We start from the raw sequence: 13045 nt of genomic DNA, 5'->3' as shown, positions 1-13045 counted from the left end.
ATCATGCTTCCGGCTGCCAAGTGCGGTCAAAACTCGCGAGCAAGTGCGGTCAGTTCCCACGAACAAAACCAAGCCGGTCGAAGAGGCGCTCGCGCAGGAGGGTCTGCACCAGGTTCAGGCTTCCGATCACGTGGACGTGCTCATGCTTGTCACGCAGCTCGCGCACGGCGCTCACCAGGTCGGGTCCCAGCCGGGTCGAGCCCGTCCAGTCCAGATCCGGGTTGCCTCGCGAGGCGACGTACTTCGGGATGCCGTTGAACAGCGTGGCGATCCCACCGTCGGCGCCGTCGACCTGGTTCGGCCAGAACGCGGCGAAGATGTCGTAGGTCCTGCGGCCCAGGAGCAGGGCGTCCATGCCCTCCATTCCGGCACCGACCTGCCGGCCGACCGTCTCGTCGAACAAAGGCGCCTGCCACCCCCCGAACGGAAAGCCGTCAGGGTCCTCCTCGGGATCACCCGGCGCCTGGCCAACCGGGTCGAGCGTCGCGAACAGGTCGATGTGGATCGTGCCCATGGTGTCCTTCTCCTTGTGTTCCGGCACGGACTTACTGATCGTTTCACAATGGGATCGCCGAGGGAGCCGGTGTGGTCACGCTCGGCTTCTTCCGTAGGATCGCCGCATGCCCGATGACGAACGCGTAACCCGGTCTACGTTTTCCGGTCGCATTCAGCCAATGTCCGCTCCTCAGCCGATGCCACAACTGCCCCAGCGGATCTGGTCGAATGAGGACTGGGAGCGGATCCAGCGCGGCTATTCGTCACGGGGCATGGACGAGAAGTGGGACGTCTTCACGGAGGGCGAGGTCGTCTTCCTGCACCGAAGCTGGACCGGTAACGGAGTCTTCGCGGCGACCTTCGCGTCGGCTCATGACGGTGGTCGGCGGGTCGCTCATGCTGTAGTGGAACGCGATCCCGAGCGCTATCGAAGCACGGACGACGACTACGACTGCCTGATGCTTGAGTTGGTGATCAGTGCCATCGTGCTTGGCGAACCAGCGTCTGACCTCCGTTCGAGGCTGGTGGAGTTGACGCGCCGGAAGTCCGGCTCTGCGGATGCGCCCGCTGGACTCGTTCAGCACAGCGCGTTGGGGCTCCGCTCGGATTCCTAGCCGATCGTTCAGAGCGGTCGGGTGGTCGTCGGATGCAAATGATGCCGCGAGCAAGCTCGAGCAGGCCTCGGTGGGGCTCCGCTCGGCGCTCGTAGCGGATTCGGAGTCGCCTGAACTGGTGGAGCGTGCGCTCGACGACCCAGCGCACTTTGCCCAGCCCGGAGCCGTGGGGGACGCCGCGACGGGCTGAGCCAGCGGGGCCGGCTGTTGGCGGGCTGCCACGATGGGCCTGGTCACCACCCTGCGGAGGACCGCCTTACCGCATCCTGCACGTCGACGGCCGCGAGCACCGAATCAACCAGCGCCGCGACGGACCGTCCGTCACCCGCGTCGATGCGATCCAGGCCCAACCTGTCGATGACATTGATCATGAGTGTCTGGTAACGCTCCGTGCGGGCCAGGAACTTGTCCATCAGGTACTGTTCTTCGTCCCTTGCCGCCTCGTAGTGGCCGGCCGCATGCACCCGAGCGCGTACAACCGCGTCGTCCGCCGTAAGCCACACGGCGGCCGTGCGCGAGACCTCCAACGTCGCGACACGGACGGGCAAGAGCGCCGCCCCCTCCAGAACCAGGCCCGTCCTGGCACCGCCCTCAGCCGCGCGGGTTGTGATCAGCTCCTCGACGCGGGGCCACAGCCGCTCGTAGTGGCCGAGAACGGACGTGATCAGCTCGTCAACCGTGAGTGACCCGTAATGCTCGGCAACGTGCGCCGGCACCTCCCACTCTGAGGCTCTCCAGGGCCGCCCGGGGTGCCGCGCCAGCCCGTCCGTTGACAAGCACTCGAACCCGAGCTTCTCCGCCACTGCTTGGGCGACGGTCGACTTTCCGACGTTTGATGTCCCGCCGATCAGTATCACCCGCACATCCCGCACGCCGATGACCCCTTGCATATTTGGCTTCCTGGACCAACCCAAAACCAGGTGCAGGGATGTCGTGTCACGATGTCTCGTCTCATTTGATGCTTGACACTCCTGGCTGGTCTTTCGCTGTTCAGTATGCGCTCTGGCCTTGATCCTGGTGATTTCCTGGGTGGCGGTTCGGGACACGACGCGGATCGGTTCGCCGTCGGCGTGGATGGCGATTTGGGTGTCGTCGACGGTCACGTCGAGGATCTTGCGGGTGTGTACCCGGCCCTCCACCACCCGCCGTCCGGGCGTGTGGCGTGGGCGCCGGTCCCGGCCGACGGCGACCCAGGCCATCCACCGGCCCGCGCACCCGCCGCGCCCAACCCGCTCGCCGACCATCGACCCGCCGCCTACAGTGGCGACATGGCCGAGAGCACACCACCTCCAGACGGTCGCTACTCCGAACTCAGCAGGCTCGGCGAAGAAGAGCGCTACATGGCCCGTGAGCTCCGAGAAGTCCGCGCCGAGATCGCAAGCCTCGTGCAGCAGCTCCTCCCTCACCACTCCCGCACGGAGAAGATCGACGAAGTCGTGCAGGCCAGCGGGTACAGCCGACACCTGATCGACGTCCTCCGCTACAAAGACCACCCATGGCACCACCCGACCCCCTAGCGACAGACACGAAGACGACCTTGCCCCTCTGTCCCCGAGCCGTTGCCCCTCCGGGGTGGAACGAATATCCGGTGAGGGGGGTGTGCGTCCGCACGAGGCGCTCAGGCCGTACTCGTCGCGTGCCCGTCAGATGGGCCACCGAGGGGGAATCACGAGGACTCACGGATAAAAGTGAAATCGTCTCTTACCTGGGCCGCAGCAGACCATGGAGACGCGAACCGGTGGTGCGGTGCCAGCACGAGGAGTCCGCTGCGCGGCGGCTGTGACTTACGGCTCAGATGGACTTCACCCATGACCGGGCTTCGTCAGCAGGCATCGCGAGTTCACTTTGAACGAGAAGCACAGCTTCCTCTTCATTGCCTCGAACCTTGAGCTGGCGCACCCGGCCAATGATGTCCATGGCCCTCATCGGATCTGTGTACTTAAGTACACGACGTTGTCGAATACCTTTGATCAGCAGCACCATAAAAAATATGAAGAGACCAGCAAAAAGCGTGATGAAGAGCCCGATGAAAATAAAGGGGAGCACGAAGTCAGGCATCTGAGGATCGTAGCGTGGTGGCTGAAATCGGAGGGCTACCTTCTGGCCGACGACCATGACGACGCCGCTGTCGCCGACCACCCGCCGCCCCCTCAGCGGGTTCGATTCCCGCCACCCGTTCTCCTTCTTCAAGGCCCCGGCAGGGGGGGAATCACCTCCGGCACCATGAGCGGGGCAACCCTTCCGGACTCGGGGTGGATCGAAGCCCCCGTGGTTCAGGGCGAGGTGGGCTCGTTCAGAGGGCTCACCCGGTCGCGTGCCGCGACGGCCAAGGCGATGAAATCGCGAAAACGCGCGAACTCCTCCTGGTCCATCTTCAACCTCACCCCACCCACGACCTGGTCGTCGTCCCGCCTGGCACCGAGCCGAACCTTGAACCCGTCGCCGTGCGGCTGGACATCCACCCCGAGAAACGCCACGTGGTAACGGCTGCTCTCGGAGAGACCCCGGTGAAAGATCTCAAGGGTCCTGCCGTCCTGCACCAGGATGTAGTCGCCGAGCTGAAACTCCGCCGCCATGGCTCCCGCTTCGAAACCGCGTAGATAACAATGCCCCCGACTGTCCCATACGATCGACGGCTGCACACCGAGCTCGTGTCGTACGTATCGGCGATCCGGAGGCCCGAACTCCATGCCCTCCGTCCCCGAGCCGTTGCCCCTTCAGAGCGGAACGAGGCGCTCATGAGAAGCCCCGCGAAGACGTCCCAGTTCCTGCGTGTCCGCCCGCCACCATGCAGGAGAAGCACATCCCTGCCGTGCCCACCGTGGTCTTCCGCCACGATCGGCACATCGCCGATCACGAGTCTCCCGATCGCGTCCGCGTTGCCCGCCGCCTTTCGCCCGTCCTCTCGTACTCCGCCCTTCGTAACAACTTGGCGCAGCAGTCTCCACGGCTTTTCCCGCTGGACGACGGCACCTTCGCCTCCTGCGGGGGACGTCACACCATGGCTCGCTTGCCAGATCCGTGCCGGAAAAGGCGGCGAGGAATGCCGGGTGTGGTGCGGCGGTTAGCGGTTGTCATGACAACCATTGGATTCATCGGCAGCGGGAGTATCGGTGGCACGGTCGCCCGGCTCGCCGTCGCGGCCGGCTACGACGTGGTGCTGAGCAACTCGCGCGGTCCTCAGACACTGAAGGAACTTGTCGACGAGCTCGGGCCGAGGGCCGGCGCTGCGACCTCGGCTGAGGCCGCCGCGGCCGGTGACCTGGTGGTCGTCAGCATCCCGCTGAAGGCTTATCGCGACGTTCCGGTGGAGCCGCTCGCCGGCAAGACCGTCCTCGACACCAACAACTACTACTCCCAGCGGGACGGGACCTTCCCGGAGCTCGACGCCGCATCCACCACGTCCAGCGAACTGCTGCAGCAGCACCTGACGACGTCCAAGGTCGTCAAGGTCTTCAACAACATCTACTTCCAGCATCTGCGGGCGCTGGCCCGGTCCTCCGGTGCGGCGGACCGCAGTGCCCTGGCGATCGCGGGCGACGACGTCGGCGCGAAGGGAGAGGTGACCGCGTTTCTCGACCGGATCGGCTACGACGCCGTCGACGCGGGAGCACTCGCGGACGGGTGGCGTTTCCAGCCGGGAACCCCCGCGTACGGCTTCGTTTACGCGGGGGAGACCGAGAGCTTCTGGGAGTCGCCGGGAGTGCCCGCCGACGCCGCGGTGCTCAGCGCGAAGCTGGCCGCCGCCCGGCGTTGACACCCGGACCGGGCCCAGGTATCGGCGCAAGCCGACCGACCCATTGGGCGAGCGGGTACCGGATTCGCCACGTCGCGGTGACGGACATGCGCCATATCAAAATTCGCCGGAAGGGCCGGCAGGCGAGCGGCTGAACCTGGCAGGCAGGTCCTCCTCGCCCCTGTCCGCCTGCGCGAGAGAACGGACGCCGGACCTTCCCGTCTGCCGTTCGCGGAACAACTCCCGGGACCGTAGCCGCATCACGCGCCCGCCGTAGCCGGCCGACGCGCCGATCCTCGTCGCGATCATCGCGGTGTGACGGGCCGGTGCGAAACCGGCCCGCCACGGGTCAGCGAGGAGGAGCAATCCCGCACCTGCGGGGAGCGGGATGGGTCACATCTCGGCGGTCGGGGTGGCCTGTTCCGCCGTCGGAGTGGCCTGCTCGGCGGTCGGAGCGGCCTGTTCCGCCGTCGGAGTGGCCTGCTCGGCGGTCGGGGTGGCCTGTTCCGCCGTCAGGGCGGCCTGCTCGGCGGCCTGGCGGATCCGCTCGATCTGCGCCTGGGTGACGTTGAGGGTGCCGAATTCCTTGACCGCCTGGTAGTAGGTCCAGGCGAGGCCGTTACAGGTGCCCCTGGGGATGGTGGAATATCTCGCGCAGACCTGCTTCATGTCGAAGTAGAACGCGTCGTCGATACGCGGCTTGTTCGCCGGGAACAGGCTTACCGCCTTGTAGTTGCGGTAGCCGAAGTCGTGACGGCGGCACGGCATTCTGAAGTCGAAACCGAGTGGCTGGTCGGGGCTGGTCGAACACAGGTCGGTCGACCAGTCGAAGTTGTAGTCCGCCCAGCTTCCCTGGTTCTGCCAGGCAGAAACCCAGCTGGCGGCGCTGGCCGCCGTAGGCTGGCTGAAACTGGAAAGTGCGGCGAGTTTTTGCTGCAGTGTCACCGCGTAGGCGGGCAGGGTTAATCCGAGTAATGCAACGAGGGATAGGGCGACAGTTGCGAGGGCACGTTTTACCATGGACTCTGCCTTTGTCTGGGGGGTGGCTCTCACGGCAGGGATCTGCCACGGCCCAACAATGAAACGAAATATCCCGGAACGCCGGAACAGATTTTTGTGAAGATCGGTGTGGATATTCGTTAACGAAAGCTCTTTACAACATTTACAACGTCAGGTAATGGCGAGTCTCGAAGGGGCGGGGCATGGGGGTGGACACTCCGCTCGCGGCGCCTCCGGGCAGCGGCTCGGTACCCGGACGGGCGGCTGTCGCGATCGTCGACGTCTCGCGGGCGCCGATCGGCGCGCTGCCCGGCAACACACCGATCAGCTCAGCCGGCCGATATGCGAGCACGCCGATCAGCCGGGCCCCACACCGATCAGCCCGCCGACACGCGAGCACGCCGATCAGCCGGTCGACACGCGGCCCCGGCCCCGGCACCGGGGCCCGCCGTGACCGCTGACGGCCGGAGTCTCCGCGTGGTCCACGGCCGCCAGCGTGCCACGGGGCCGGAACGAAGACGCCCACCGGCGACTCCCCCGCGTACACGGGCTATTGGGTCAGGGCGGCGGCGACCCGCCGGCGGAGTGGGATTTCGTGGCCGGGATCGGTGCGCAGCGTCACGGTCAGCCCGGCGTCGGCGGCATCGGCCAGGACGGAGAGCAGGGTGGCGAGCTGTTCGAGGGGCTCGGCGCCGAGCAGCTCCTCGGCGTGCTCCACGACCAGGGTGACGTTCCCGGTGCGGGTCACATCGCGCAGGGAGTCGGTGAGTGCGTCCCAGTTACGGCCGAAGTAATCGGGGAACCGCAGAACCCGCGCCACCTCCTCGAAGAAGGCGGCGCGGGTCTGACACGCGCGCCCGTCGACGACCGCGGGTGCCGGGCCGGTGGACACCGTCAGCCATGGCGGCAGCGGACGTGCGGCGGATGTCATGGGAAGTCCTAGAGCCGGTAGAAGTCGGTGTAGTGGTTCGGCGAGAACCAGGTCACGCCGGTGCTGCGGTTGACGACGATCCGGTAGGCGTCACGGGCGGCGCCCCGCGCCCGGGAGTAGACGTCGTACTCGTAGTAGGTGGCACCGCTGGGGAGCTGGCCCTCCCGGTTGTAGTGGCGTCCGCCGGTGTAGTTGTACTTGCCACCCGACCAGGTGTACCAGCCGCTGCTGGTGGGGTAGCCCTTGGAGGCCCAGGTCGCGTTGGCCGAGCGCGCGTCGGCGCACCGGGAGATGGTGCAGGAGTTGTAAACCGACGCGCCGGCGGGGGTGACGCCGACCACGCCGGTCAGGGACACGATGGCGGCGAGGATGACGGCGAGCTGTGCCAGCCGGGAGGGCCGGGGGCGCTGGGAGGTGTGCACGGGGTCTCCTTGCGAGGGGGGTGCGAGGGTGACGGACACCTGTCAGGATCGCCGCCCGACAGCTGTCAGGTAAAGGCAAAGATCGCCAAAGGTACGGTGAACTCTTGGCGGATCCGGCGGCGGAGACCTCCGGCGGGATCGGAGAGGGCGCTCGTCATCCGGTCAGGCGGCGGGCGTGGACCGCTCGGCACCGTGAGGGCGGGTCTCGCACCGGCCGCCGAATCACCCCCGGGAGGCGGTCCAACGCGCCGCCGTACCACCCCCGGGAGGCGGTCCGACGCGTCAGCGAGTGCCGCGCGGAGACGATTTCCAACCTCCTGAGCTCGTTGTTCTCGGTTGCCCCGTTCCCCGTTCACATTGCGTTCAGCACGGCCTTCGAGACTCCCAGATTGGGACCAAGCTGCAGATGACCGAAAGGTTTTATTGTGAAGGACCAGAACATCGAAGACCCCGAGCGCTCGGCGATCTCGCGGCGCCGGTTGGTCAAGTACGCCGGCCTCGGGGCGACGCTGGTCGCCGCGAGCCCGCTGGCGACCGGCAACGCGGCGTGGGCGGAGGGAGACCCCGAGCGCTGGAGCGAGAACCGCGGTGACTCCCGCAACCGGGTGTGGCGTGCCGGTGACCACCACGTGCACTCGGAGTACAGCGGCGAGTTCGACACGTCGACGAACCCGCCGAAGTTCAGCAAGGGCGCCGACGCCGTGTACCCGATCGTCACCAACGCGATCATGGCGAAGTACTTCGGCCTCAGCTGGGCGATGTGCACCGACCACGGCGGGCCGACGCACTCGAAGGTGAACCTTGAGCAGGCGTACCCCGACCTCCTGCGCTCGCGCGTGCTCGTGCCCGAGGTGCTCCAGTTCTGGGGGATGGAGTTCGACGCCCCGGCGCTGGACCACCACACGCTGATGATCCCCCACCACGCCGACGAGGCGCAGCAGCTGTTCGAGCTGGAGAGCCGCTTCGCCAAGCACGACGCGTTCCCCGCCGACCCCGGCCGCGACACCGAGGCCAAGATGGTGGAGTTCCTCAAGGCAGCGAAGGGCATGCGGCAGAAGCCGCTGGTGATCGCCCACCACGCCGCGCGGTCGGCGACCGGTCTCGGCGTCTACGGGCAGGACACTCCCCGGGAGTTCCGCAACGGCAACAACGCCGCGCCGGAGATCTACGTCGGCTTCGAGGGCGCTCCCGGCCACCAGGCGGGCCCGCTCAACGGCGGCGCACGCGGCGGGTACGGCAACCACCCGACCTACGGCGGCTTCGACCAGATGACGGCGCGCGTCGGCGGCCTCTGGGACTCGCTGCTCGGCGAGGGCCGGCGCTGGTGGATCACGGCGACCTCGGACTCGCACGTGCACTGGACGCGCGGCGGCTCCGACTTCTGGCCGGGCGAGTACAGCAAGACCCACGTGCTGGCCAGGCAGGACTACGCCGACATCATGGACGGCCTCCGCAACGGGCGCATCTGGGTCGGCACCGGCGACCTGATCACCAGCCTCGACGTCACGGCGAGCACCCAGGGCCGCTCGGCCACCACGGGTGAGACGCTCAGCGTGAGCCGCCGCAACCGCACCGACGTCGACATCGAGATCAGGTTCCGGCCGCTGGAGGGCAAGAACGCCAACGGCGACCACCCGGAGGTCCGGCGCGTCGACCTGATCACCGGCCAGGTCACCGGCCCGAGCAGCAACCTCGACTCCGACACCAACCCCACCACGAAGGTCGTGGCCCGGTTCGGCCCGCGCGACTGGCGCAAGTCGGGACGCGAGTACGTCATCCGCCACACCCTGCGCAACGTGGAAGGCGACTTCTACGCCCGCGTACGTGGCACGAGCACCGACGAGGCCGAGCCGCTCGCCGACGGCAAGGAGAGCCCCTGGGAAGACCTGTGGTTCTACTCGAACCCGGTCTTCGTCCAGTACCGCTAGTTCTCTGACCGGGCAGCCTCTCCGGGTGAGGAGACTGCCTTCGTCATCGCGTGTGACCGGATCGAGTCCGGTGGATCTGCCCCTCGCCCCTCCCTCAGATCCCTCAGAGCAGACCTGACGGGAGGGACGAGGGTCCCGCGCCGTCACCGCGCCCTTGGATCCCGCGAGGTCCGAGAGACAGGGATCACCATGCTCCCGGTGACTCCACCGGTACAGTCCTCGCCGGTACGGCTCCTGAGCGGATTGGTTCAGACGTCGATCCGGTACGGCCGGTCGTGGCCCGCGAGCCGACCGCCGCCGGACGGTCAGATCGTCTTGATCGCGCCGCCGTCGATCAGGTGGTCGGACCCGGCGACGCTGCCCGCGAGCGGCGAGGCCAGGTAGGCGACCAGCGCGGCCACCTCGGCGGGCTCGACGAACCGGCCGGTCGTCATGCCCACCTGCTCCGGCAGCAGCCGGAGCAGTTCCTCGTGCGGCACCCCTATCGACCTGGCGAGCTCCGCCCCGTACCCCGCCGGGTCCTCCCACAGCGAGGTTCGCACCGGTCCCGGTGAGATCGTGTTGACCCGCACGCCCCGAGGCCCGAACTCCTCGTTCAACGCCTTCCCGAACGCCGTCAGCGCCGCCTTCGCGGTCGTGTAGGTGACCGGTCCCGAGCTTGGCTGCCGGGCGCCGTCTGGCCACCCGCCTCGTCGACACCCTGCTGCACGGCTTCGGCAAGTACAGCTAGCCGCCCGTCACGTGGTCTTGACGAACTCCGCGGATCGGGCGCGTTGTTCGGTAGCGTCCGGGTGGTCGTTTCAGTCTGCGCGTGAGCCGCCGGGCGAGCGCAGCATACGGAGGAAGGGAATCGGCCATGCCTGGGAGAATCTCATACGAGCCGGGGACGTTCTGCTGGGCGGACCTCAACGCGCCCGATCCGGACGCCGCCACGGCCTTCTACACCGGCCTGTTCGGCTGGCACGCGCACGTCGACCCCGATCCGCTGGTCGCGGGCCACATCACGCTGACCCTGGACGGTGACCTGAGCCGTCCGGTGGCCGCGCTGATGCCGATGACCGCCGAAGCGCCGCCGGGAACCCCGGCTTTCTGGACGACCTACGTCAGCGTCGCCGACGTCGACGCCACGGCCGAGCTCGTGCGGGGTGCGGGCGGCCAGGTGTTCATGGGGCCGACGGACGCCGGGGAGTTGGGCCGCTTCGCGCTGCTGTTCGACCCGCAGGGCGCGTTGGTCGGGCTCTGGCAGGCCAGGGACTTCCACGGCGCCGGGGTCATCGGCGAGCCGGGCGCGTACTGCTGGAGCGAGCTGGCCGTACGCGACGTCGAGGGCGCCAGGGCGTTCTACGGAACGGTGCTCGGCTGGGAGGGTGACACCCACGCGTCCGGCCCCGCCGCCTACACCGAGTGGCGCACACCGGGCGGCACGCCCGCCGGCTGGATGACCCAGATGGACGAGCGATGGCCCGCCGAGATCCCACCCCGCTGGACGGTCACCTTCACGGTGTCCGACTGCGACGCCACCGCCGCGCGGGCCGCCGAGCTGGGCGGCACGGTGGCGGTGGCGCCCCATGACATCCCGGCCGGGCGGGTCGCGCTGCTCAACGACCCCCAGGGCGGGCGCTTCTCGGTCATCCACCCGAACGGCTGACCGGATCCCGGCCGTCGGAGACCCGGCCCTTCCGGCCGAACGGCCGGCCCGATCCCGGCCATCGGGGACCGGGCCCCGGCATCGGGGACCGGGCCCGGTGGTTCGAGGACCAAGGCCCGGTGGTCGAGGACCAAGGCCCGGTGGTTGGAGACCGGAGCCCGCCGGTCGGGTCCTGACCGATCGGGGATCGGGCCCGTTGGTCCCGAGGAGGCCGGCGAGCCGCGGGAAGTGCCGCCGTACGCCTGCGGCGAGCATGCTCGCCACAGGCGTACGGCGACTCCTGTCAGGTGAGTAGGCCGTCCCCGATCCAGCCGTTGGGTGAGCAGCCCGGCGGGATGGCGAAGACGGCCGAGCCGATCGGGGTCGTCCACTCGTTGAGCAGGTCGGCCTCGGCCAGCCTGCGCTGGATCGGGACGAACTGCCGGGAGACGTCGGCCTGGTAGGAGGCGAACAGTATTCCGGAGTCGGCGTGCCCCTCCGGGGTGAGCCCCTCGTCGTAGTTGTAGACCCTGCGCAGGATCCGCAGGTTCGGGTCGGTGACATGGGCCCGGCGGATATGGGCCTGCTCGGAGATGACGGGGAAGCCGATCGCGTTGAGCTTCTCGAAATCGGCACCGTCGTGCTCGTCGCGTCCGGTGAGCGGGGCGCCGTTGTCCAGGCGCCGGCCCACGGTGAACTCCTTGGCGACCCGGTCGACGGCGTCCCAGGTCTCCATCTCCGCCCGGATGCGCCGCAGCACCAGCGTGGTGCCACCGCGCAGCCACTCCGGGCCGCCGCTCACCCACACGGCCCGGTCGAAGTCAGGGGAACCGGGTGCGGGGTTGACGGTCCCGTCGAGCTGGCCCATGACGTTGCGCTGGGTCAGCCCGGCGGGCTGGGTTCCCGCACCGCGCCGGAAGCCCCGCTGGGTCCAGCGGACCTTCGCGAAGGAGCGGGCGTCCTTGACGACCATGCGGAGGGCGTGGGCCAGGGTGAGGGCGTCGTCGGCGCAGATCTGCAGCAGCAGGTCCCCGCCGCTCCACTCCTTCCTGAGCCTGTCGATCCCGAAGGCGGGCAGCGGCGCCACCGCCTCCGGACGGCGGTCGGTCAGCCCGGCCGCCGTGAAGAAGCCGGGACCGAACCCGAAGGTCACGGTCAGCCGGGCGGGCAGGACGGCCAGCTCCGGCTCGGTGTCGGCCAGGGCGGGCCTGCCCTGGGTCAACCGCCTGGCGTCGTCGGTGAGCAGCCGCATCATCCGGACCAGCGCCTCGCGGTCGGTGTCCGGCAGCAGATCCAGGCCGACGAACACCCCGTACGTCTGGGGCGCCGTCGCGATCCCCGCCTGGTGGACGCCGTCGAAGGGCTCCGTGGCGGAACCGCCGGAACCTCCTGAGACGGGGGACGCCGCCGAAGCGGCTTGGGGGGCGACTGAGGGGACAGCCTGGTCGGGGGCGCACCCGGCGAGGGCGCCGACCGCGGTGGCGGCGCCTCCGGCGAGCAGTCCCCTGCGGCTGAGTCGGGGTTCCCGCATGAGTTCTTCTCCGTTTCCCGCTCAGCCGTCGCTCTCGCCCGTGTCGCCGTGACCGTCTCCCATGTCCATGCCGGGCTGGTAGTTCTCCTTGCCTCCGGCGAAGTCCTTGCCGACCGCGGTGAACTCCACGGTCTTGCCGTCCTTGAGGGTCAGGGTGAAGGGGATCTGCGCGCCGGGCTTCACCGCTTCGGTGACGCCCATCAGCATGATGTGGTCACCACCGGGCTGGAGCAGGTGGGTGCCCCTCGCGGGAATCACGATCCCGCCCTCCTTGGGCCGCATGATCATTTTCCCCTTGGAGTCGACGACCTCGTGCAGCTCGACCTTCGGTGACAGTGGTGAGGCGCCGGAGACGACCGTCACCTCGGCGTCGGTGTTGTTGACCAGGGTGCCGAAAGCTGCGCTCATCCCCTTCTTCGCGGTCTTCACCCAGGGATCGGTGATCGTCAACGCGGAGGCGACGGCGACGGCGGGGGTGGCGGCGGGTGCGGCGGCGGTACTCGGGGCGGCGGCCGGTGCCGTGGTGTCCTGGGAACCACATCCGCCCAGGACCGTCACGGCCGCGATCAGGATTCCCGCGGGAGCGGTACGGAGGATTCCGGCACGGGTGCTTCCGGCACGGAGGATTCCGGCGCGGGTGCTTCCGGCACGATTGATACGACGAGCAGACACGCTGAGGCCTTTCTTCTGGCCGGACCGGCAGGGCCGCGGACGAACGCCGCCTCGATATGGCCATGCCGGACACGCGGCCGGGATTGTCAC

At 68.5% G+C, this 13045-nt stretch carries 13 protein-coding genes and 2 pseudogenes; 4 read left to right on the top strand and 11 right to left on the bottom strand.

Annotation, left to right across the window (positions count from 1 at the left end; translation table 11 throughout):
- Positions 1-49 precede the first annotated feature (49 nt).
- Complete coding sequence (locus tag OG587_RS11540; RefSeq protein WP_329089535.1) at positions 50-541, bottom strand: dihydrofolate reductase family protein; 492 nt, start codon at positions 539-541, stop codon at positions 50-52.
- Positions 542-620: 79 nt separating this feature from the next.
- On the opposite strand from OG587_RS11540, the gene OG587_RS11535 reads away from it, so the two are divergent.
- Positions 621-1109, top strand: coding sequence for a hypothetical protein (locus OG587_RS11535; RefSeq protein WP_329089533.1), 489 nt, complete (start codon positions 621-623; stop codon positions 1107-1109).
- 34 nt (positions 1110-1143) lie between these two features.
- Here the strand turns inward: OG587_RS11535 and OG587_RS11530 are convergent.
- The 4 genes and pseudogenes from OG587_RS11530 to OG587_RS11515 all read right to left on the bottom strand — a co-directional run.
- A pseudogene (locus tag OG587_RS11530) lies at positions 1144-1296 on the bottom strand (IS5/IS1182 family transposase); the annotation flags it as partial.
- 46 nt (positions 1297-1342) lie between these two features.
- Entirely contained in the window at positions 1343-2602 is a 1260-nt protein-coding gene (locus tag OG587_RS11525; protein WP_329089531.1) for a hypothetical protein, read from the bottom strand.
- Between the two features lie 298 nt (positions 2603-2900).
- On the bottom strand, positions 2901-3248 hold the full coding sequence (locus OG587_RS11520; RefSeq protein ID WP_329089529.1) for a hypothetical protein: 348 nt from the start codon (positions 3246-3248) through the stop codon (positions 2901-2903).
- A 134-nt stretch (positions 3249-3382) separates the two neighbouring features.
- Positions 3383-3685 (bottom strand): hypothetical protein, encoded by a 303-nt coding sequence (locus OG587_RS11515; RefSeq protein ID WP_329089527.1) that lies wholly within the window; start codon positions 3683-3685, stop codon positions 3383-3385.
- A 500-nt stretch (positions 3686-4185) separates the two neighbouring features.
- Between OG587_RS11515 and OG587_RS11510 the strand changes: the two genes are divergently transcribed.
- Positions 4186-4866 (top strand): NADPH-dependent F420 reductase, encoded by a 681-nt coding sequence (locus OG587_RS11510; protein WP_329089525.1) that lies wholly within the window; start codon positions 4186-4188, stop codon positions 4864-4866.
- A gap of 372 nt (positions 4867-5238) precedes the next feature.
- On the opposite strand, the gene OG587_RS11505 is transcribed toward OG587_RS11510, so the two are convergent.
- The 3 genes from OG587_RS11505 to OG587_RS11495 form a co-directional block, all read right to left on the bottom strand.
- Positions 5239-5790 carry a phospholipase A2 gene (locus tag OG587_RS11505; protein ID WP_329089523.1) on the bottom strand — a complete coding sequence of 184 codons (552 nt, stop codon included), beginning with the start codon at positions 5788-5790 and terminating at the stop codon, positions 5239-5241.
- 604 nt (positions 5791-6394) lie between these two features.
- Complete coding sequence (locus tag OG587_RS11500) at positions 6395-6775, bottom strand: barstar family protein (RefSeq protein WP_329089521.1); 381 nt, start codon at positions 6773-6775, stop codon at positions 6395-6397.
- Between the two features lie 8 nt (positions 6776-6783).
- Positions 6784-7197: a ribonuclease domain-containing protein gene (locus OG587_RS11495; protein ID WP_329089520.1), complete on the bottom strand. Its 414-nt coding sequence runs from the start codon at positions 7195-7197 to the stop codon at positions 6784-6786.
- A gap of 425 nt (positions 7198-7622) precedes the next feature.
- Here OG587_RS11495 and OG587_RS11490 point away from each other — a divergent pair, with 425 nt between their 5' ends.
- Positions 7623-9125, top strand: coding sequence for a phosphoesterase (locus OG587_RS11490; protein WP_329089518.1), 1503 nt, complete (start codon positions 7623-7625; stop codon positions 9123-9125).
- Positions 9126-9430: 305 nt separating this feature from the next.
- Here the strand turns inward: OG587_RS11490 and OG587_RS11485 are convergent.
- A pseudogene (locus OG587_RS11485) lies at positions 9431-9781 on the bottom strand (SDR family oxidoreductase); the annotation flags it as partial.
- Between the two features lie 200 nt (positions 9782-9981).
- Between OG587_RS11485 and OG587_RS11480 the strand changes: the two are divergent.
- Positions 9982-10773: a VOC family protein gene (locus OG587_RS11480; RefSeq protein ID WP_329089515.1), complete on the top strand. Its 792-nt coding sequence runs from the start codon at positions 9982-9984 to the stop codon at positions 10771-10773.
- A 283-nt stretch (positions 10774-11056) separates the two neighbouring features.
- On the opposite strand, the gene OG587_RS11475 is transcribed toward OG587_RS11480, so the two are convergent.
- Together OG587_RS11475 and OG587_RS11470 are read right to left on the bottom strand one after the other, a co-directional pair.
- Positions 11057-12283, bottom strand: a complete 1227-nt coding sequence (locus OG587_RS11475) for a Dyp-type peroxidase (RefSeq protein WP_329089513.1) — start codon at positions 12281-12283, stop codon at positions 11057-11059.
- A 21-nt stretch (positions 12284-12304) separates the two neighbouring features.
- The gene (locus OG587_RS11470; RefSeq protein WP_329089511.1) at positions 12305-12955 is read right to left on the bottom strand and encodes a copper chaperone PCu(A)C; all 651 of its coding nucleotides are present in this window, start codon (positions 12953-12955) and stop codon (positions 12305-12307) included.
- Positions 12956-13045 lie beyond the last annotated feature (90 nt).

Origin of the sequence: Streptosporangium sp. NBC_01469, from assembly GCF_036227305.1 — a bacterium.
Lineage (GTDB): Bacteria > Actinomycetota > Actinomycetes > Streptosporangiales > Streptosporangiaceae > Streptosporangium.
The sequence above is the reverse complement of the archived record's forward strand: the minus strand, read 5'-3'. Positions and strand labels throughout refer to the sequence as shown.